The organism is Flavobacterium sp. 270, from assembly GCF_004368785.1.
In the GTDB taxonomy this organism is placed as follows: Bacteria; Bacteroidota; Bacteroidia; order Flavobacteriales; family Flavobacteriaceae; genus Flavobacterium.
This window is the reverse complement of the sequence record NZ_SODM01000005.1, coordinates 157,901-176,652: the sequence shown is the minus strand read 5'-3', so window position 1 is coordinate 176,652 and position 18,752 is coordinate 157,901. Positions and strand designations below refer to the sequence as shown.

19 protein-coding genes are annotated in these 18,752 nt (G+C 29.7%); all 19 read right to left on the bottom strand.

Annotated features, from left to right (window positions below):
• Nucleotide 1 precedes the first annotated feature (1 nt).
• The 19 genes from EV144_RS18065 to EV144_RS17975 all read right to left on the bottom strand — a co-directional run bounded on the left by EV144_RS18065 (nt 2) and on the right by EV144_RS17975 (nt 18,733).
• Nucleotides 2-1,072 (bottom strand): glycosyltransferase, encoded by a 1,071-nt coding sequence (locus EV144_RS18065; protein ID WP_134150555.1) that lies wholly within the window; start codon nt 1,070-1,072, stop codon nt 2-4.
• Nucleotides 1,069-2,187 (bottom strand): glycosyltransferase, encoded by a 1,119-nt coding sequence (locus tag EV144_RS18060; RefSeq protein WP_134150554.1) that lies wholly within the window; start codon nt 2,185-2,187, stop codon nt 1,069-1,071. The genes EV144_RS18065 and EV144_RS18060 overlap by 4 nt, the downstream gene beginning before the upstream one ends.
• On the bottom strand, nt 2,187-2,741 hold the full coding sequence (locus EV144_RS18055; RefSeq protein ID WP_134150553.1) for a serine O-acetyltransferase: 555 nt from the start codon (nt 2,739-2,741) through the stop codon (nt 2,187-2,189). Before EV144_RS18055 ends, EV144_RS18060 begins: the two co-directional genes overlap by 1 nt.
• Nucleotides 2,738-3,553 carry a class I SAM-dependent methyltransferase gene (locus EV144_RS18050; RefSeq protein ID WP_134150552.1) on the bottom strand — a complete coding sequence of 272 codons (816 nt, stop codon included), beginning with the start codon at nt 3,551-3,553 and terminating at the stop codon, nt 2,738-2,740. The genes EV144_RS18055 and EV144_RS18050 overlap by 4 nt, the downstream gene beginning before the upstream one ends.
• A 180-nt stretch (nt 3,554-3,733) precedes the next feature.
• On the bottom strand, nt 3,734-4,882 hold the full coding sequence (locus EV144_RS18045) for a glycosyltransferase family 4 protein (protein WP_134150551.1): 1,149 nt from the start codon (nt 4,880-4,882) through the stop codon (nt 3,734-3,736).
• On the bottom strand, nt 4,883-6,268 hold the full coding sequence (locus EV144_RS18040; protein WP_134150550.1) for a CDP-glycerol glycerophosphotransferase family protein: 1,386 nt from the start codon (nt 6,266-6,268) through the stop codon (nt 4,883-4,885).
• A 36-nt stretch (nt 6,269-6,304) separates the two neighbouring features.
• Nucleotides 6,305-7,177, bottom strand: a complete 873-nt coding sequence (locus EV144_RS18035; protein WP_134150549.1) for a hypothetical protein — start codon at nt 7,175-7,177, stop codon at nt 6,305-6,307.
• Nucleotides 7,177-8,610 carry an MBOAT family O-acyltransferase gene (locus EV144_RS18030; RefSeq protein ID WP_134150548.1) on the bottom strand — a complete coding sequence of 478 codons (1,434 nt, stop codon included), beginning with the start codon at nt 8,608-8,610 and terminating at the stop codon, nt 7,177-7,179. Before EV144_RS18030 ends, EV144_RS18035 begins: the two co-directional genes overlap by 1 nt.
• A gap of 92 nt (nt 8,611-8,702) precedes the next feature.
• Nucleotides 8,703-10,406: an asparagine synthase (glutamine-hydrolyzing) gene (gene asnB, locus EV144_RS18025; RefSeq protein WP_134150547.1), complete on the bottom strand. Its 1,704-nt coding sequence runs from the start codon at nt 10,404-10,406 to the stop codon at nt 8,703-8,705.
• Nucleotides 10,394-11,356 (bottom strand): NAD(P)-dependent oxidoreductase, encoded by a 963-nt coding sequence (locus tag EV144_RS18020; protein ID WP_134150546.1) that lies wholly within the window; start codon nt 11,354-11,356, stop codon nt 10,394-10,396. The genes asnB and EV144_RS18020 overlap by 13 nt, the downstream gene beginning before the upstream one ends.
• Nucleotides 11,322-12,020 carry a cytidylyltransferase domain-containing protein gene (locus EV144_RS18015; RefSeq protein WP_134150545.1) on the bottom strand — a complete coding sequence of 233 codons (699 nt, stop codon included), beginning with the start codon at nt 12,018-12,020 and terminating at the stop codon, nt 11,322-11,324. Before EV144_RS18015 ends, EV144_RS18020 begins: the two co-directional genes overlap by 35 nt.
• 2 nt (nt 12,021-12,022) lie before the next feature.
• Nucleotides 12,023-12,829: a glycosyltransferase family 2 protein gene (locus EV144_RS18010; RefSeq protein ID WP_134150544.1), complete on the bottom strand. Its 807-nt coding sequence runs from the start codon at nt 12,827-12,829 to the stop codon at nt 12,023-12,025.
• 9 nt (nt 12,830-12,838) lie between these two features.
• Complete coding sequence (gene neuC, locus EV144_RS18005) at nt 12,839-13,996, bottom strand: UDP-N-acetylglucosamine 2-epimerase (protein ID WP_134150543.1); 1,158 nt, start codon at nt 13,994-13,996, stop codon at nt 12,839-12,841.
• The gene (locus tag EV144_RS18000; protein ID WP_134150542.1) at nt 13,993-14,997 is read right to left on the bottom strand and encodes an N-acetylneuraminate synthase family protein; all 1,005 of its coding nucleotides are present in this window, start codon (nt 14,995-14,997) and stop codon (nt 13,993-13,995) included. Before EV144_RS18000 ends, neuC begins: the two co-directional genes overlap by 4 nt.
• Nucleotides 14,990-15,622, bottom strand: a complete 633-nt coding sequence (locus tag EV144_RS24285) for a CatB-related O-acetyltransferase (RefSeq protein ID WP_134150541.1) — start codon at nt 15,620-15,622, stop codon at nt 14,990-14,992. The genes EV144_RS18000 and EV144_RS24285 overlap by 8 nt, the downstream gene beginning before the upstream one ends.
• Nucleotide 15,623: 1 nt before the next feature.
• On the bottom strand, nt 15,624-16,637 hold the full coding sequence (locus tag EV144_RS17990; RefSeq protein WP_134150540.1) for a glycosyltransferase family A protein: 1,014 nt from the start codon (nt 16,635-16,637) through the stop codon (nt 15,624-15,626).
• Nucleotides 16,621-16,812 (bottom strand): hypothetical protein, encoded by a 192-nt coding sequence (locus tag EV144_RS17985; protein ID WP_134150539.1) that lies wholly within the window; start codon nt 16,810-16,812, stop codon nt 16,621-16,623. Before EV144_RS17985 ends, EV144_RS17990 begins: the two co-directional genes overlap by 17 nt.
• A 140-nt stretch (nt 16,813-16,952) precedes the next feature.
• Entirely contained in the window at nt 16,953-17,816 is an 864-nt protein-coding gene (locus EV144_RS17980; protein WP_134150538.1) for a glycosyltransferase family 2 protein, read from the bottom strand.
• Complete coding sequence (locus EV144_RS17975; RefSeq protein WP_134150537.1) at nt 17,813-18,733, bottom strand: glycosyltransferase family 2 protein; 921 nt, start codon at nt 18,731-18,733, stop codon at nt 17,813-17,815. The genes EV144_RS17980 and EV144_RS17975 overlap by 4 nt, the downstream gene beginning before the upstream one ends.
• Nucleotides 18,734-18,752 lie beyond the last annotated feature (19 nt).

Below are 18,752 nucleotides of genomic sequence, written 5' to 3'. Positions count from 1 at the left end.
TTTATTTTTCATAAGCTAAAATTAACTTCTCTATTACTTTCTCTTCTGAATAAGTTCTAACAACCGATTCTTTAAAATTATTTCCGATTTTTTTTCTGAACACCTCATCGTTAGTTATTTTTTTCAGCTGAAGCATTGCTTCTGAATCATTAAAAGGATCAAATAACAAACCATTTAATCCTTCTTGAATTATTTCAGAACAATATCCAACATTTGTAGAAATAACTGCTAATCCTTCTAAAGCATATTCTAATAAAGTAACAGGAAAACCTTCTTGTGTAGAAGAAAGAACTCCAATCGAAGCTTGTGACAAGATATATTTAATGTCATTCTTAGTCCCGTACAAATGTATATGGTTTTGTAAAGAATTTGTTTCTATAAATTCTTTTATAATTTGGGAATATGAATCGAAATAATCTTTACCTATCAAATGCAAACTCCATCCGGATTCATATAATTTTAATTCAAGAAAGGCTTTCAAGATTAGAATGTGATTTTTAGGATTTTTTAAGTTTGCTAAAAAAACAATACGCCTATCATCATTGCCTTTAAGATTTGTAATCTGTGAGATGTCCCGATTTTCTAAAATAAAATTAGGAACAAAATACACTTTTTTACAATTCATATTTCTTTCATTCCATTCTTTCAATTGGAAATTAACTACAAATATTGAAGTAAAAAAAACAGATAAAAAAACTAATATCTTATTTTCTTTTTTTAATTCTTTAGCTCTCGTACCATAATGATCATGCCAAATAATTTTAATTTTTGGCAATGTAAACTTCACTAAAACAGCAATAAAAAAGGAAGAACTATGAGCATGAACTATATCAATTTTATTTTTTCTTAAGTAATTTCTTAACTTAAAAACGCTCTTAAAATCAATGCTTTTGGTTTTTCTTAAAAATTCATAAGACACTTTTGAGCTTATCTGGTTTTTCAAAACTCCTTCTTTTCGAGTTGCAATTAGACCTGAAAACTCGACCTTTTTAACTAATGCATTAGCAAAATTAACCGCCATTCGTTCAGCTCCGCCAGAATCTAAAGAATCTATAATTTGTACAATTCTCATTTTAATAAAAGCTTTTTAATCTCAGCTTCAAAAAGATCTGTAGTATATTTCTGTGACCAACTCAATGCTAATTTACTTTTTGACAAATACTCTTTTTTATCCAAAATTAAATTTTGAATTTGATCTGTATCTTTTTCTAGATTCATTTCCAGAAGAAGTCCTCTATTCCCATAATCGAGCATAAAAGGAACACATGATACTGCAGTTGATACAGGAACGCATCCCCAAAACATACCTTCTGCAATCGCTTTTGGCCAGCCTTCGCTTTTAGAAGGCAGTATTACGAAATGACTTTCTTTGTAAGCCTGTTTTATGGTCTCCTGATTTTGATTTCCTTTTAAAACAACATATTTATTCAATTTATTATCTTGGATGTATTTTTCTAAAGAAATTCTTTCTATTCCTCCACCATATAAATCTAGCATAACATTATGTCCTTTTTCGGCTAATTTCTCCACGATTTTTATTGCATAAAGAGGCTCTTTGCCTGCAACTAAACTTCCTACAAAAATAAATTTTAAGCCTGAACTAAAATTAGCTTCCTGAATATTTTCTATTTGAGATTCTGAATATGTCGCCGTAAAAAAAGATTTGATATTTTTAGATTGATGAGGCCATTCTCCGTAGACTAAAACTTGCATATTTTTGGTCATGAAAGTATTGTTCAAAATGTATTTTTGCAATCTGTAAGACCATGGCTGTTTACTTTTTGGATCCCAATTTCCGGCATATTTAGCAGTTTTTATTTTACCTGGAAATAAAACCTGAACTAAACAAGCAATCAAACCTATATTTCCAGGACATCGTAAATGGATATGTTCCGCATTTTTCATTGCAGAAAACAAAACTATTACATTGTAAAAACTGTAAAAAACTGATCGTATTACTTGCTTGAAAGAATTTAAATTTGAATCTATTAATTTAAAATTATGATGAATCTCAAAAGGAAATTTGGAGATCAAAAGACCCCTGTCATTTTCCCAAACTGGACAGCAAAAATCAATTTTGTCACTAAATTTCTTTAATATAATTAATTCATTTACATAAGGTGCGTAAGCGTACGGAGATTTATCTTTAAATATTAATGGTGCGTTTGAAACTATTAATAACCTCATCAGATGTAATCTTTTGTTCCCTTTTGAGAAATTAAAACTGCTGGAACACCTATTAAAACTGAGTTATCTGGAAAAGAATCTTTTACCATTGAGCAAGCACCAATTAGTACATTATTGCCAATGATAATTTTACCGGCAATTACAGAATTGGCTCCCATGTAAACTTCATTACCTAAAACTGGTATTCCTCTATTTTCGTTTATTCCAGAAACGCCAATAGTTACACCCTGCGAAATATTACAATTGTTGCCAATAACTGCATTTGAATTGATAATTATACCCCCAAAATGACCGATATAAAAGGAATGACCAATTTTTGCTGTATACGGAATTGAAATTCCCGTAATAATTTCTATATTTTTCTGCCATATTAAAATGAAGAATAACAACGGAAATTTAACAATCTTCCATTTTACTTTTGTATAAATACAATGCGCGATTCTATACTGAAAGACAGCCCAAAAACCTTGAGTAAGAAAAACAATACCAAAAAAATGTCCTCCATATTTCTTGTGCTTTTTATAATCTGACGCTATTAATTGAAACAAATTCATAGGCTGGTTTTCTTCTTCATCAACATAGTTATATGCATACAGCTAAACAAAGCGGCGTCTGAATTTATAGAATTATTCCAATCTTGATTGTGCCATTGTTGACCAATTTTTATCTTTTTTTCAGCAGAAATAGGCAATAAATTAATAATTGCTATCCATTTTGATTTGCCCAAAAGTCCTCTTCTTTCAACAATATCAAAGGAGTTTTTAAACTGATAAAATGTTTTTTTAGTAAATGGCCATTCCCAAGCTGCATCAGATTGAAAAGGTCTGTATAAAGTTCTTACTATTTTTATCGGCAAACTAGTTTCCAGAGGATCGTAACTTATTATTTCTCCTTCTGGAGCTAATTTTTCATTTAGTCTGTCAATTAAAATAGTGGTATTTTCAAAATGGTGTAAAACTCCATAAGCATAAATTAAATCAAAATTATCTATTGAAAACTCATCCGAAAGAAAATCAATAGCTTCTGCTCTAGCGTTAGGGAGATGCTCAATTTTTTTTCTTAATTTTTCAATTGCAACATCACTTAAATCAATACCTAAATATTCTTTTGAATTTTCTGCCAAATATATTGACCAATAATTTCCTGAAAAGCAGCCAAGGTCTAATACTTTTTTTGAAGATAATTCCCCGAACCAATCTTTATGCAACTCATATGACTGATCTTGAACTCCAATGTTCTTTTTTATTTTATTTAAAACTCCATTTCTAATTTTTGACCAAACCTTTGTGGCAAAATTTTTCTTTTTAGTATTATAAAATTCTTTTTGTTTATTATTTGTTTCTAAAATTGTTTCTTTCGATTTCATTTTTCATTTAGTTTATTTAATATCAAACTTCAAAAACATTCAATTTTCAAAATAATCTATGGGTTTTAAGTTATTCCAAAATAAATTTCTAGAAGTACTGCTCAAAAAAAATACCTTTTGCCACAAAAACTCTGATAAATTTATTCGGGTATTATTTTTTATATAATTAATTAAAGTGGTTTAATGATTTCCATACTCATAGAAATCAATATTCTGACGGACAATATTTTTTAATCCATATTTTTTAATTACAAATTCTCTAGCGACTTTACCCATTTCTTCAGCTTTTTCATTGTTAGAAAAAACCCATATAATTTTTTCAGCAATGTCGTTTAGATTATAAGGATCACATAGTAAACCGGTTTTAAAATTTTCTATAGTTTCTGGTCCCGGCCCTAATTTTGTAAAAACAACGGATTTTCCCATGGCCATAGCTTCTGGTGCTACTAATCCTTGAGTTTCCATATGAGAGGGAAATACACATACTGAAGCTTCTGCATATGCTAAAGGAATATCCCGATAAGCAACAGCTCCATGAAAACGAATATCTTTTGCTACATCTCCTAATTGTGGCAACTCCTTCTCTTTTAGCATTTGTATATAGGAACTCTTATCTGGAAAAAACCAATCTCTACCATAAATTTCCAATGTTGCATTTGGATATTGTTTCTTTACGATTGGAAAAGCTTGTATTAATTGGCGTATTCCTTTTTTTTCACAAACCGTACCAGCAAAAACAATTTTCTGATCAACTATTATTTTTTCAGAGGGTTTAAAAAATTCAGTATTAATTGGATAATTAATATACTCGACTGGTTTTCCATTATAACTCAAAAATTTTTCAGTATGACTTTTGACATACTGAGAAACAGCGACAAAAGCATCACTTTTTTTAAAGGATTTTTTTTCTTGAAAACCTTTCCATTTATTGATTTTTCTATTTTCGCATTCGGCAAAAAAATGATGACCTCCATGAAGCCTGATAATATATTTAATATCTTTTATTTTTGAAATAAAAGCAAGACCAAGCTCCGAAGTTTCAACAACACTTATAGGATTATTCTTATGAATTTCTTTAATTTTTTTATTGATGGCTTTGAAATTAAAATACCAAGAAAAAAGACCTTTTATTTTACTTTTTCTTAATCTGTATATTTTAATACCATCCGCTATTTCAATTTCATCATTATGAGTATAGTTTATTCCAATAACTGATACTTCGATTCCTTTAATATTCAACTCTACAGCCAACGTTTTGACAAAACTACCTATTCCTCCATGTGGGAATCCTTCTTTTGGATATTCGTTTGTTAAGAAACAGATGTGCATTTAATTAATTTTAATTATTTCCTGTATTTTTTTTGAAGCTCTTTTATAATCATCTAGTACAATTTCTTTCCATTGATTCATTTCCAAGCTACAACTTTTTTTAATAATTACCTTTTCAATAATTTCCTCTTTGCTATTCAGCCAAACAACAGTATTATTATTTGGCATACTTCTAAAATGCTGGAATTGATAAATAGTTTTTACGGACCAATCTTTAACATTCTTATTTTCTTGGTCATAATTAATAAATATACATGGTTTATTAAACATTGCAAAATCAAAAGCCATTGTTGAACCTACATTAACAACTATATCAGAATAAAAAGCGGTACTAACCAATAATTTTACATCATCAAAATATGGATAAATAGCACTCCAATGTTTTGAAGAATTAAAGTGCCATAAAGGAGTGGCTTCTTTTATTAAATCTTTATATTCATTTACAACAGATTCAAATCTTCCCGAAAAATCTACTGGACATCTTCTTAATAAAATTTGATATTCATCCTGTAGATTCGCTTTTGTAATTTCTTGGGCAATATCTTTTAAGTAGCTTGGATCATCTGGAGATGTTAAAGTATCGTCACCCGAAAAACAAATAATTTTTTTATTTGGATCTAAATCATATTCCTTATAGAAAGTTTCCTTTTTAATTATATTGTTTTCATCTTCATAAAACTCAAATTGAGGACTACCCGTAATATGAATACATTTTCTCGAAACTTCAGGATAATACAGTTCCATTTCTTTTTTCATATATTCCGACCATACCAAATAATTGTCAGCCAGAAGAGCCATACGAGCTTTAGGTAAATTATCCCAGGAATAAATTACAGTTGTAGTTGTAATTCCTAAGTCTTTTGCAGCTGCAAAAATCGTTGCCGCTTTTAAAGAGCGTTGATGAGAACAAAAAACAATTCTTGGCTGAACTTTTTTCAAAATAACTTTTACCTCATCATAAAAAGGATTTTGGCGAATTAGTTTTTGATATTTTCTTTCTAATTTTAAGATTACAGCATAATTTTTTAAAAAAGGAGCTATTCTTTGAATTAAATTATAAAATATCTTTTTTGAAAATGTTTTTTGATTCCAATTCCAGTAAGCAAGTACAGCTTTATTATCAACTTTTTCCGCATTAGAATACAGCCGCGAAAGACAAATTAATTCTCTTAAAAATTTCTCCTTAATAGATTCATTATAGACAGGAATAGTAATTGTATCACCAATTGAAACATCTTCCTTAATTACCTTTATAGTTTCTGGATCAAAATTATGAAACAAAATCAAATTGTCTTTTATTTCTTTAAACACTTCTGAATAAAGATAATTTCTGACACCTACTCCATCTGGAAATAGTAATAAAATCTTGTTATTATTTTCCTCCATTACATTGTTACTTTTAATAATTTAATAAGATATTGATTAAAAAAAATCATTAATAATTTTTGCAGTAAATAATCTAGCACCTTCATCATTCATATGCCCACAAGACGAAAAATATTTATCTTCTATCACTGCATTTTCATAATTATGAATTTCAGGATAGGCCCTTTTTACTTTGTCAAAATAATTCATCCCTTTAACATTTTCACACATAGGGGTCATTATGGCAGTAAACTTAATATTGTTAGCTTTGCAGATATTTTTAATTTCTTCGTAATATTTATTGTGAGGCAAAGGATTTAGAGCAACAATATTGTTTTTCATATTACCTTTGTTTTTCTTTAATGGATAATATCCTTTGTTGTCCAAAATACTGGTTTTTTTATGAATTGCGGTAAAAAAAGTCTCCCTTAATCCAATTTTATTATCATATTTAATATATCTATAAAACGGAATATAATAAAGTGTGTAAAAATCATTCTGTAATTCAAAATGCTTTTTTATAATTTCCGAATTATGAATATAAGGTAAAAATAAAGCTGCTATTCCTTCTGCTTGTTTATCATTGGACAAATTTAGATCAGCTTCAAGAATTATATTTTTAATTTGATATTTTCTTTCAATCATCAGTTTCAATAGTAAAGAAGCTTCAAATAAATGGCCTCCACTCATTCCGTAATTAAAGGTTTTTAACCCTTTATCTTCAAACATTTGTGCAACAAAATGATTATTGGCACGTGATGAACCCAAAATGACAACATCATATTTTTTTGCTTTTGAGTTAAAAACAGTTTCTACTTTTCCTCTATTCTTAGAGTGTAAAAAAACACGGGTATAAAGTCCGTCTAAAACAGTTGCAATTAAAATCGTTAGGACTATAATTTTGGTTACAAAAATTAAAAAATGCTTCATTAAAATTGAAAATATATAAATTCCTTATAATCTGAATACGTTCCGAACGCCAATATCGACGTTATTGCCAAAGCTAATTTGAATATGCTTTTTTTACCCGAAAGCGGTTCAGTTCTATTTCTATTATTCCATTCGACTACAACAAACACAACAATCATAAGCAACAATTCATAATTGTAACGCTCATTAGCTAAAAATTGAAAAGAAAAATCTCTATTAGTAATAATAAGTTTTAAATATAGAATTGCATCAGTTATGGTTTTTGCCCTAAAAAATACCCAGGCAACACAGGTTAGCAAAAAAGTATATAAAATACTCAGTATTACTTTTACAGAATCGAAATTGAATTTCAGCTGAATGGTATCCATGTTATTTCGATTGCTGTTAGATAAAAGTAAAGGCAGAAAGTACAGGGCATTTATAAATCCCCAAACCACATAAGTCCAATTGGCTCCATGCCAAAAACCGCTGACTACAAAAATGATAAAGGTATTCCTGATTTTCATCCAAGTACCTCCTTTGCTTCCGCCTAAAGGAATATATAAATAATCACGAAACCAAGACGAAAGCGAAATATGCCAACGCCTCCAAAACTCAGCTATATCTCTTGAGAAATAAGGGTAATTAAAATTACGTAGTAGATCCAATCCAAACAATTTTGACATTCCTAAAGCCATATCTGAGTATCCTGAAAAATCGCCATAAATCTGAAATGCAAAATAAATTGCTCCTAAAATCAATGATAAAGAATTAACTGATGTGTAATTGTCGAAAATGGCATTAGCATACGTAGCACAAGTATCGGCAATAACAACCTTTTTTACCAAACCCCAAATAATCTGACAAACTCCTTCTTTAGCTTTCTCTAAATTAAATTCTCGTTTAACTTTTATTTCTGGCAATAAATGAGTAGCTCTCTCAATAGGACCCGCTACCAAAAGCGGAAAATAACTAACAAATAAAGAATAATCGACAAAGTTATATTCAGCCTTGATACGTTTGTAATAAATATCAATTACATACGACAATCCGTGAAAGGTGTAAAATGATATCCCAACTGGTAAGACTACATCTAGTAAGATGGGGCCTGCTTTAAAACCTATTGAACTAAACATTTGCGCAAATGAAGCGGAGAAAAAATTATAATATTTAAAAATGCCTAAAAATCCCAAATTGACAATAATACTCAGCCAAAACCAAAACTTTCGGCTTTTTTCATCACTGCTTTTTTCAATTCGAATACCAGTATAATAGTCTAAGAATGTAGAGAAAATCAATAAAAATAAAAAACGCCAATCCCAGCAAGAATAAAAATAATAACTTGCAGCAATTAACAAAGCATTTTGTGAGCTTTTGGTTTTATTAAAAACGAACCAATATAAGAAAAAAACGATTGGTAAAAAAACTGTAAAAGCGAAAGAATTAAAAAACATAAATATTTAAAATGGTTTTAATAAAATTTGGGTCTAATTTCATTGTCTTAGAAATTATTTTTGAGAATTAGAATGTCAAAATATCATTTTTATCATAATACTACACTATTTACCCATTGCCAAATATAAAAACTATTATCCTGTTTCCCCTTGCAATAGTCGGTCCAAATGACTTTGACTTGTTTACTATCTACAAAATCCATTTTTGAAAACTGTTCTATTTGTTCAGAAAAATAAGGTTTCAATTCATGCGAAATCCATTCTCTTTGGGGCGTTTGCAAAGCCCTTTTAGGAGCTAATGCAACAGTGTCCCCCAAATATCCTTTTACCAAATCTCTTAATAGCCATTTGGTTTGTCCATTATGTATTTTCATAGTATCATTTTGTGCAAAAGCCAGCTCTACCAATCTATAATCTAAAAATGGTTCGCGTAATTCCGTACTATGCATCATACTAATTCTGTCATTAAATCGTAATGCTCTCGGGATTTTTGTATAAAATAAATCCCGATATTGTAGATTCTGCAAATCACTATCAAAAGGTCGCTCGTATGATTCTTTTTCTGCCAAGTTTCCAAATTCTCTTAATAATACTTCTGGACGGACTGGGCTTGAAGTAACTCCCTGAATGACATTATTGCTTTTATTGTGATAGTAATCATATCCTGCCCAAGCTTCATCCATTCCTTGCCCATCAAGAATCACTTTAATTCCCTTTTGCCTAGCCAATTGAAATAATAAACTGTATGCCAAAGTAGGAAATCCACCAAAAGGTTCATCTTGATAATAACTTACTTTTTTAATTAATTCTGGAATTTCATTATACTCTAAAAGCACTTTATTGAGTTCATAAGGTGTTGATTTCATCAATTCATTTACCCATGGCAATTCATCATAATTTTCATTATTAGAATAAAATGTAAAGGCTTCAATATTTTTATGAGGAGGTAGATTTCGATGTACTAAATTAATTAAAGTTGAAGAATCCAAGCCACCACTAACATTCATCCCTAAAGAAACATCCGCTCTAAAACGAAGTCGAATAGCATCTTTTAACAATTGTTCATAATATATTTTTAATTCTTCTTTTGGCATCCGTTTGATTTTTGAAACACGCTTTGGAAAATCGTACCATAACTTAGGTTGAAGAGCTTTAAAATTTATATTTTCAGAAAATTTAATTTCTAAAAAATATCCCGCTTTTAATTGCTGAATATCCTCATAAAAAGTTTCATCTGGCAATCCATAGCTTCCAAAAGTAAAATAATTGGCCCAAACTTTTTGATTATGATTTTTAGTAATTCCAGCCTCAAAAAGTGCTTTTAACTCACTTGAAAAATAAAATTGGTTTTCGAAAAAAGCATAATAAAATGGTTTTACGCCAAATCTATCACGAGCAGCAAAAAAAGTATTGTTTTTTTTATTCCAAATAGCAAAACTGAACATTCCGTTGAGTTTGTCTAGCATTTTAGAATTCCATTGAATGTATGCCGCCAATAAAACCTCAGTATCAGAAGTCGTGGAAAAAGAATAAGATGTTAATTCTTTTTTGAGCTCTAGATAATTATAAATTTCACCATTAAAAACAATGATATAATTTCCGCAACTGCTAATTATGGGCTGATTTGCTTCGTCTGACAAATCTATTATACTCAATCGATTGTGACCTAAGACCACTTTTTCATCATTCCAAAATTGCGTAGCATCTGGTCCTCGATGTTTTTGTACTTCAAGCATCAATTGGATAGTTGAAACATTTTTAGGGTCTACGCCCAAAATCCCTGCTATTCCACACATTTCATGATTCTTATAAATTTTTCTACAATAAATTCCTCAGTTATTTGCATCGATTCATAACTAGCTCCAGCAATATGAGGTGTAATAATTATATTACTATTTTTTTTTGCTAACTTAATTAATGGATTGGTAAATATAGCCGTCTTGTCAAATTCATTTTGCAATACATCTGTTGCTACTCCTTTTATTTTCTTCTTTTCCAATAATTCAATAATGGCTTTTTCATCCCACACATTTCCTCGCGAGGTATTAATTAAAATTGCATTTGGGTTGCAACTTTGCAAGAGTTGCGCATCAATAAAATTATCGTTTTCAGAGTTATAAGGAATATGAATGCTGATAATATCAGACCAAGCAAACAATTCGATTGGAGATTTAAAACTTTTAAACTTAGATTTGACGGAATGAGTATCATAATAACCAACATTCAATTGAAAAACTTCGGCAAAATCTGCTACTTGTTTTCCTACTCTTCCCATTCCTAATATTCCAATATTTTTACCTTTAAAATTATTCCCTTTAAAATTATCTCTGTTCCAATTCCCTTTTTTTACATCATCAAATGCTGCGGGAATTTTTTTTAACATAGCCATTAATAATGCCCATGTGTGCTCCGCCGTTGAAGGAATTGTTCCTAAAAACTGTGTTTCCCCTTTGAGTGAAATTATTCTCCCTCCAATGCTTTCAAAATAATCAGCATCTATATGATCTAAACCTGTAGTTGCTGTTAATATGTATTTTAACTTCGGTGCTTTTTCGAGAATTTCTTTGGTTAGTTTAAATCGGAGTCTAACAAATAAAAAATCAAAATCAGCTATAATTTCTGTTAATTCTTCTATAAAATCGAGATTGAACTTTGTTACTTCAAAGTATTTTTGAAGTTCATTAATAGCATCTTGACTAAAATCTTCCGATTCAGTAATTAAAATTTTCATTTTTCCATTCTTCATAGATTATTGATGCTATTTTGAAATCTCTTGGAGTATCTATATTAATAAGCCATTCAGGATTCATGATGTACGCTTCCTTATTTTTTACCATAAATGATTTTTCTGCAAAAAATGATTGGCTCGTTACAGCATAAAAACATCCATTTCGATAATAAACAGGATTTAAATCTTGTCTTCGGCTTGATTCACCATTTTCTATAAATGAAACTAATTCATTATTTGTACCTAAATTATACATTCTTGCAGGATGTAAATCGTCAAAAGGGACAACACTAATTATACCATCAAGTTTAGTATTTCTTTCAAACATTGTTATTATGCTATCTAAATCTTTTCCCGTTCTTAATGGAGAAGTTGGCTGAAGTAAAACAATTATATCAAAATCTTCATTCAATGTTTTATAAACATGTTCAACTGTATGCACAACATTGCTTGTATCACTTGCCAGTTCATCGGGTCGCATTATAACTTCATAATTGTTTTCTTTTGCAATCGTTGCAATTTCTTCAGAATCAGTTGATATAATAATTTTGGTAACCTTTGATGATGCTTTTGCACAATTTATAGCATGTACAATTAAAGGTATTCCACCTAATAATTGGACATTTTTCCGAGGTACTCCTTTAGAGCCTCCTCTTGCTGGAATAATGGCTAAGACTTTCATTTTTAATTATATTTTCCTTTTTCAAATCTTCGAGAAATTTTTGCTAATTCCCAATAAAAATGAATTCTTTGAAACCATCTATCCCAAGCGATCTTAAGAATCCAAGGAATTGATTTAAAAAAAACACTTATGAAACGTGATGGTTTGAGCGGACTAATTCCGTCTACTTGATATTTAGAAATATGATCCCTTATATCAACAGTATATTTGTTTTTTCTATTATATAAAAAATAACATGGCACATTCGATCTTAAACTATATCCTTTTTCCATAACATCGAGTGCCCAAAGTTTTTCTTCATTTGATCTAATAGTTTCATTGAAAGGAATTTGAATGGCAACACTTTTCCGAATCGCCGAGCAATTTGCAACTATAAGATTTTGCCAATCCTTTTCGTGTACATAATTGTTTTTACTAATTATCAAATCATTTTTAATAGATTGTAAAATTTGATTTGTATTAAAAACTGGTGTACATCTAACTCCCACAATGGATGAGTCCTTAAAATAATCCATGAAATTTTCAAAAAAATCACTTGATAAAAGTATATTATGAGAACTCAACAATAGAACAATTTCATATTGACAATATTTTAGTCCAAAATTTAGTGCATATCCATAGGAAAATTTTTTATCTAATTTTACGACTTTACAACCAAATTCATTTGCTATTTCTCTGGAATTATCCGTAGAAGCATCATCAATGATAACTATTTCATAGGGCAGATTAAATTTTTGTTTTTTAATACTCAACAAAGCATTTACCAGAGAATTTGCTTCATTTTTATTTCTTATTAGTACTGAAATCATAGCTTATATTTAATACATTATTGTTTTATGAAACTGCAATGGCACTTTCACTAATAATTCAGCTATAGTTAAACCGGCGCTTCCTCCTCCATAAATAGATGAAATTTGGGGTTTCCCGTTTTTTATAATAGTATTAATCGCTTCAATTATTTCGTCTTTTGTGTAATCCACATCAATTACGTTATTACCCCGGTCACGTTTATTTTGTCTGGAACCTACATTAACAACTGGAACACCTAGATAAGCACATTCTCGGATTCCAACACTAGAATTTCCAATTAAAGCTTTGGCATTATTGAGTAAAATTAGAAAATCACTGCTTTCCATATTCTTAAAAAAGTGAACATTCGTCAATTTATTGTGTTCACGAAAAGCTCTAATTCCCGTAGAAGTACCATCTGCACCCGCATCAACATTAGGCCAAAACCATAAGGTAGGCATATTCATTTCGTTTACAGCTTTAAGAGTTTCTTCAATATGTTTTCTAGAATTTTGGTATTCAGTTGTCACGGGATGCTGCATAACAACTAGAAAACCATTAGCTAAATCAGGTTCTCCTCCAACACCGCCATATTTTTGATACGGGTTAAAATTCAATCCTTTTATACTATTAATTTTCGAAGCAATGTCGATAGAAGGACAGCCTGTGTTGAAAATAAAATCAGGATTTTCACCCAATTTTATTACTCTTTCTTTTGCACTTTCTGAAGCTACAAAATGATAGTCAGACAATTTGGTAATGGCATGACGGACTTTTTCGTCAATGTTTCCTGTAACTTCTCCTCCCTGAATATGTGCCAATGGAATATTCATATAAGAAGCAGCTATAGCGGTTGCCATCGTTTCAAAACGATCAGCAACAGTTACAACAATATCGGGTTTCAAATTGTCAAAAACAGTAGATAATTCCAGAATTCCGATGCCAGTCGTTTTAGCGGCAGCAGTCAGATTTTCTCCCTCCAAAACATTAAATACCTTTGCACTAATTATAAAACCATCTTTTTCTATATAATTCACTGCTGAACCATAACGATCCAACAATGCTGATGCAGCCACAATTAATTGCAGTTCTAAATCCGGATGTTGATCAATTGCAGATAAAACCGTTTTCACTCTGCTATAGGAGGGGCGTGCCGTAATCACTACGGCAATTTTTCTTTTACTCATTGTATGTCTTCGTCCTTTAAAAAATCCCATTGATTTTTGCCAAAAATAAGCTTTTTACCAATAACCTCCCTAAATTTCGAAGCATCTATTCCAAAACCTTTTGGTTTTTTCGCTTCTAAATCTTCAAAAGTCACAATATGGTTTTTGGGTAAATTTTTATTGATGGCTAATGATTTTTCGAAAATTTGTTTTAAGGAAGAAAAGCTCTCATTCGATTTTTTATCAATTGGAAAATCTAATGATTTCTTAATATTACGCACTGCAACAACTAAATCTCTGATTTCTGAAATTGTCAAAGAAGATTTTGAATCAGGTCCAAAAATTTGCCTATCAAAAACAACATGAAATTCCAATATTTCTGCACCTAAAACTGTAGCAGCAATACAAGTTTCTAATCGTGCCGAGTGATCCGAAAAGCCAATTGGCACATGATATTTTTTTTGTAATTCCTGAATCACATTCAAACCATATTGTTCGGGATGAGTTGGATAAGCCGTTGTACATTGCAGAATTGAAAAATCAACATTTCTTTCTTTTAAAAAGGCAACTGTTTGATCTAACTCATCATATGAACTCATTCCTGATGAAAGAATAACAGGCTTTTTTGTTTGAGAAATTTTTTCTAAAATCAAAAAATTATTAACTTCACCTGAACCTATTTTATATTGTTTCACTCCCAATTCTTCCAGCCAATCTACTGCCAGATTACTAAAAGGCGAACAAATAAAATCAAGCCCTAAATTTTCACAATATAGCTTAATTCCTTTCCATTGTTCCAACGTAAATCCCATACGTTTCCAATAGTCAAATCGTGTTTTGTCTTCTAATGAAAATTGTACACGGAAAGGTTCATGCTCACTGCTTTCTGCTTCCGCAATATGCATCTGGAATTTTACTGCATTCACACCTGTTGAAGCTAAGGCATCCATATATGAATATAAGATACCTAAACTGCCATCGTGGGCTTGGCCGATTTCTGCAATAATATATGGTTTATTCATAAATGCTATGTTTGTTTGAGAAATTTTTAAAAAAGAGTGGCTTTATATTTTCCAATTCAGATTTGGATAAATCCCACCATTGCAAAACTTCAATTTCTTTAATGATAGTGTCGGAAAAACGTTTTCTAACTGTTTTTGCCGGTACGCCAGCAACTATAGTATATGGTGGAACATCTTTTGTAACAACACATCCAGATGCTAATATAGCTCCATTTCCTACAACCACATTCCCTACAATAATTACACTATGACCAATCCAAACATCATTTCCTATGACAATCTCATTTTCCTCTTTTAATGTTTGAAGTTCACCTTCGAATAAATTTTTATTTACATAAGTCGTCATTGAAGAAATAGGATGATTAGTAGCATGTAAAGCTACGTCAGCTCCAATTTGACAATATTTCCCAATAATAATATTGCCTACAAGAAGATTATTATAACCTAAAGTTGTAGCGTAACCTATTTTTATAGTTCCCGAAAAATTGCAACGGTCAGGAACGGCATTTTTCCCTTCAAAATTTACATTTTGTAAACCTCTTGAAAACCCTGAAAAGATTACCTTATCTGTTTTTTCAATAGAATTTAAAAAATAGTACAGTATTTTTTTTATGAATTTTTGCATTTTAATATTGGTTAGCTTCTTCTTTAGATAATCCTTTGTATCTTAAAAATAATAACCAAATTTTTTTTTGACTTATTATTCTAAAAAAAAACCTTGCAAAAGGTCTTAAGTATGTATTAGGTTTATTGATTAAATTATTCGGAATTTTAATCTCGGCTTTGTTTTTTTCAATTTCAAAAAATATTTCTAACATCCAATCTTCAAATACATTTCCCATATGGTATGCGTAATTCCCTGGTGTTGACAATCTCCAATATCCTTTATCCTCAGCTGGTTTATCTAATAAAATTTTTTCACTGTCTCCTCCAAGACTAAAACATGAAAATCGATTCTTAATATCGTCAAAACACTTTCCTTTGTAAGTTGCTATAAAATGCCCTGCTCCAACGACAGCGCTCGCACCATTATTAGAAATAGTCAAATTTTTATTTAAATGAATATCCTTATAAAAATCTGTATTTCCTATACTTGTGGCAAACATCTTGAGGCTCTCCTTGTTTATTGTATTAGTAAATTTCAAACGGTTAGAAAAGAAATTATCTAAATAAATATTTTCTGTAAATTGTTTTAACATTTTTGAAGAAGGAACTGGACTAACTACACCTGCCTTTTTAAAATTCTCGAAAACAGTATACGTTTCTTTTTGCCAATTATTTAAAAATAATACATCGGCATCGCTAATAGTTATCAAATCAAAATTATGCCCTGCCAGCCCTTTTAAAACTGCATTTAATTTCCCTATAGCTGAGGTATGAATCTGTTCTTGGATTTTTCCCTCTCGATACAAATCACCTAAGTAATTTATCACCTCAATACAGCTTCCATTATTTACAACTGTTATGTAGGTTTTAGGATGACATGTTTTAAAAAGAGATTCCATACAATATTGCAGTATTTTAAAACTATCTTTGAAATAACCTTCATGATTAGGTATGTAAACGGGAACAACAACTTGATGAAAAAAATCATTTTTCTCCTGAAGTTTATCTTTATTAGGGTTAAAACCTACTCTCATTTTTTTTATTGATTTGAGAATGAAAAACATCAATTTTATCTAAAATCTCATCATTAATGCCGATATCAAATTTTCTTGCAAATAATTTAACAAACTCAAAGTTTGTTTTTTCTTTTAAATTAAAATCCAAAGTTTTAAAATTATCAATTAAAGTTAAATTCTGAAATAATACCAATTATAAACTATTAAATAACCCAATCTTTACTCCATCACCTTTGGAAACGATTAGATTGAGTATAAATAAAGCAGAATGTTTATATTGTTACAAAACAAAACCGTTACAGTTGCTTCAGCAATCTCATTGCAATAGTATCGTCAAAAATAGCGATTCAAAAAATAACGAGGTCGAAAATAAATATTTATTATGGAGATTGTTTTTTTTGTCTCAGGATATAAAGAATTATTCTTTTTAATAGCTTTTTTCAAAAGTTTTATTACTATAAAATGTAAAATAAATAGATTTTTAATTCCCATCTTTCTAAAATTCAAAAACATCTTTTTTTCTATACCAATATATTTTTCTCTTTGAATAGAAAGCCTATTAATGTTATGATATTCTCTGTAAAAAGCTAATGGTTCATCAATGTAAAAAACTTTATGCCGATAAAACATTCGTTGATAAAAGTCAACATCTTCACCTACTTTAATTGTTTCATCAAAAAGTAAATCCGGTTGAAAGACCTTTTTTCTAATTAAAGGAGTAGGCGACTTGACAACCCAAACTCCCAATGCGTTCCAGAACACATAACCAGATCTTTTGCAAATTTTATTTGGATTTGCCCCAATATATTTTCCAGTCAGACTTCCTTTTTCATCCACTACTGCAGCAGATGAATGTACACAATCAACAGATGGATTTTCAAGTAATATCTTTATTTGTTTTTCAATTTTTGAACTTTTCCAAAAATCATCATCATCCAAAAAAGCTATGTATTCACCTTTAGACAAATTAATTCCATAATTTCTTGCCGATGATAATCCGCCATTTTGTTTATAAAAATAGGTGCAATTTGGATATTTATTGCAAATTGTTTCAGCATAATTATTGTCGGAACCGTCATCAATTACCAATATTTCAATATTTCCATAGGATTGATTCACTACAGATTCGATAGCATTTTCGAGATATTCCTCTCGGTTAAATGTTGGTATAATGACTGTAATCAATGGAGTTATCATTTGTTCAAAAATTTAGAAACAAAAAATAGAATCAATTTATAAAAATATAGCACTTTTAATTTTTTATCCGATTGAATTTTTTGAATACTCGATGTATTTAAAAAATCTTTTTTATAATTCCAAATATAGTACTTTATATAATGATCTAAAAATTGATTATACTTATCTGTTTGCTCAAAATAATTCAAATACCTAGCTTTCTCATGATAAACACTTTCAAGTTTATTTTTTTGTAAATACGATGATGTTGACCCTTCATGCTTTCTAAAGAAATTTAAATTTTTATTTAGGAAAGCAAAAGAAGTATTTTGTAGTAAATATGACCAAAGAAAAATATCCGAACATAACCTATTATTGAACAATTCTAATGGAATTTCTAGTTTAGGTTTTCTAAAAACTACAGAACTTCCGTTCGTTATATAAGTATTGAAAGGCATTCGATAAAAAAAAACTTTACTATCAATAACTTTATATTTATTTATTTCAACATCTAAATCTTTCGTTCTTTTATTTGAATTGTAAATAATTTTGCCATTTTCAACGTAATTACTTCCCGAAAAAGCTAAAGAAATTTCTGAATTTGATTCTAAAATCGATACCAATTGTTCAAGAAAAATTAGTTCCGAATAATCATCTGTTTCAGCAATCCAAACATATTCTGTTTCGGCTAATTCAATTCCTCTTTGCCAGGATTTGTAGCCACTTCCAGAATTTTCAGAATTCACTATAAAATGTTTAATTTTAGATTTATTTTGACTTATAAATTCGGTCAAAATTTCTACACTATTGTCTGTTGAACAGTCATCTATGATAATAACTTCCCAATCTGTATACGTTTGATTCAAAATAGTATCAAGCCTATCCTTCAAAAACACAGCATGATTATAACTTGGTATTATTATAGACACTTTAGGCATTACTTTTGATGTAAATTAA

Coding starts and splice junctions, on each gene's coding strand:
- asnB (WP_134150547.1), bottom strand. CDS start 10,406: ATGTGTGGAATAGCAGGGATTTTGGGCGTAGACCCTAAAAATGTTTCA.
- EV144_RS18030 (WP_134150548.1), bottom strand. CDS start 8,610: ATGTTTTTTAATTCTTTCGCTTTTACAGTTTTTTTACCAATCGTTTTT.
- EV144_RS18045 (WP_134150551.1), bottom strand. CDS start 4,882: ATGCACATCTGTTTCTTAACAAACGAATATCCAAAAGAAGGATTCCCA.
- EV144_RS18015 (WP_134150545.1), bottom strand. CDS start 12,020: ATGAAAGTCTTAGCCATTATTCCAGCAAGAGGAGGCTCTAAAGGAGTA.
- EV144_RS17980 (WP_134150538.1), bottom strand. CDS start 17,816: ATGATAACTCCATTGATTACAGTCATTATACCAACATTTAACCGAGAG.
- EV144_RS18010 (WP_134150544.1), bottom strand. CDS start 12,829: ATGATTTCAGTACTAATAAGAAATAAAAATGAAGCAAATTCTCTGGTA.
- EV144_RS17975 (WP_134150537.1), bottom strand. CDS start 18,733: ATGCCTAAAGTGTCTATAATAATACCAAGTTATAATCATGCTGTGTTT.
- EV144_RS18000 (WP_134150542.1), bottom strand. CDS start 14,997: ATGAATAAACCATATATTATTGCAGAAATCGGCCAAGCCCACGATGGC.
- EV144_RS18060 (WP_134150554.1), bottom strand. CDS start 2,187: ATGAGGTTATTAATAGTTTCAAACGCACCATTAATATTTAAAGATAAA.
- EV144_RS17990 (WP_134150540.1), bottom strand. CDS start 16,637: ATGAGAGTAGGTTTTAACCCTAATAAAGATAAACTTCAGGAGAAAAAT.
- EV144_RS18065 (WP_134150555.1), bottom strand. CDS start 1,072: ATGAGAATTGTACAAATTATAGATTCTTTAGATTCTGGCGGAGCTGAA.
- EV144_RS24285 (WP_134150541.1), bottom strand. CDS start 15,622: ATGCAAAAATTCATAAAAAAAATACTGTACTATTTTTTAAATTCTATT.
- EV144_RS18020 (WP_134150546.1), bottom strand. CDS start 11,356: ATGAAGAATGGAAAAATGAAAATTTTAATTACTGAATCGGAAGATTTT.
- EV144_RS18040 (WP_134150550.1), bottom strand. CDS start 6,268: ATGGAGGAAAATAATAACAAGATTTTATTACTATTTCCAGATGGAGTA.
- EV144_RS18050 (WP_134150552.1), bottom strand. CDS start 3,553: ATGAAATCGAAAGAAACAATTTTAGAAACAAATAATAAACAAAAAGAA.
- EV144_RS18035 (WP_134150549.1), bottom strand. CDS start 7,177: ATGAAGCATTTTTTAATTTTTGTAACCAAAATTATAGTCCTAACGATT.
- neuC (WP_134150543.1), bottom strand. CDS start 13,996: ATGAGTAAAAGAAAAATTGCCGTAGTGATTACGGCACGCCCCTCCTAT.
- EV144_RS18055 (WP_134150553.1), bottom strand. CDS start 2,741: ATGAATTTGTTTCAATTAATAGCGTCAGATTATAAAAAGCACAAGAAA.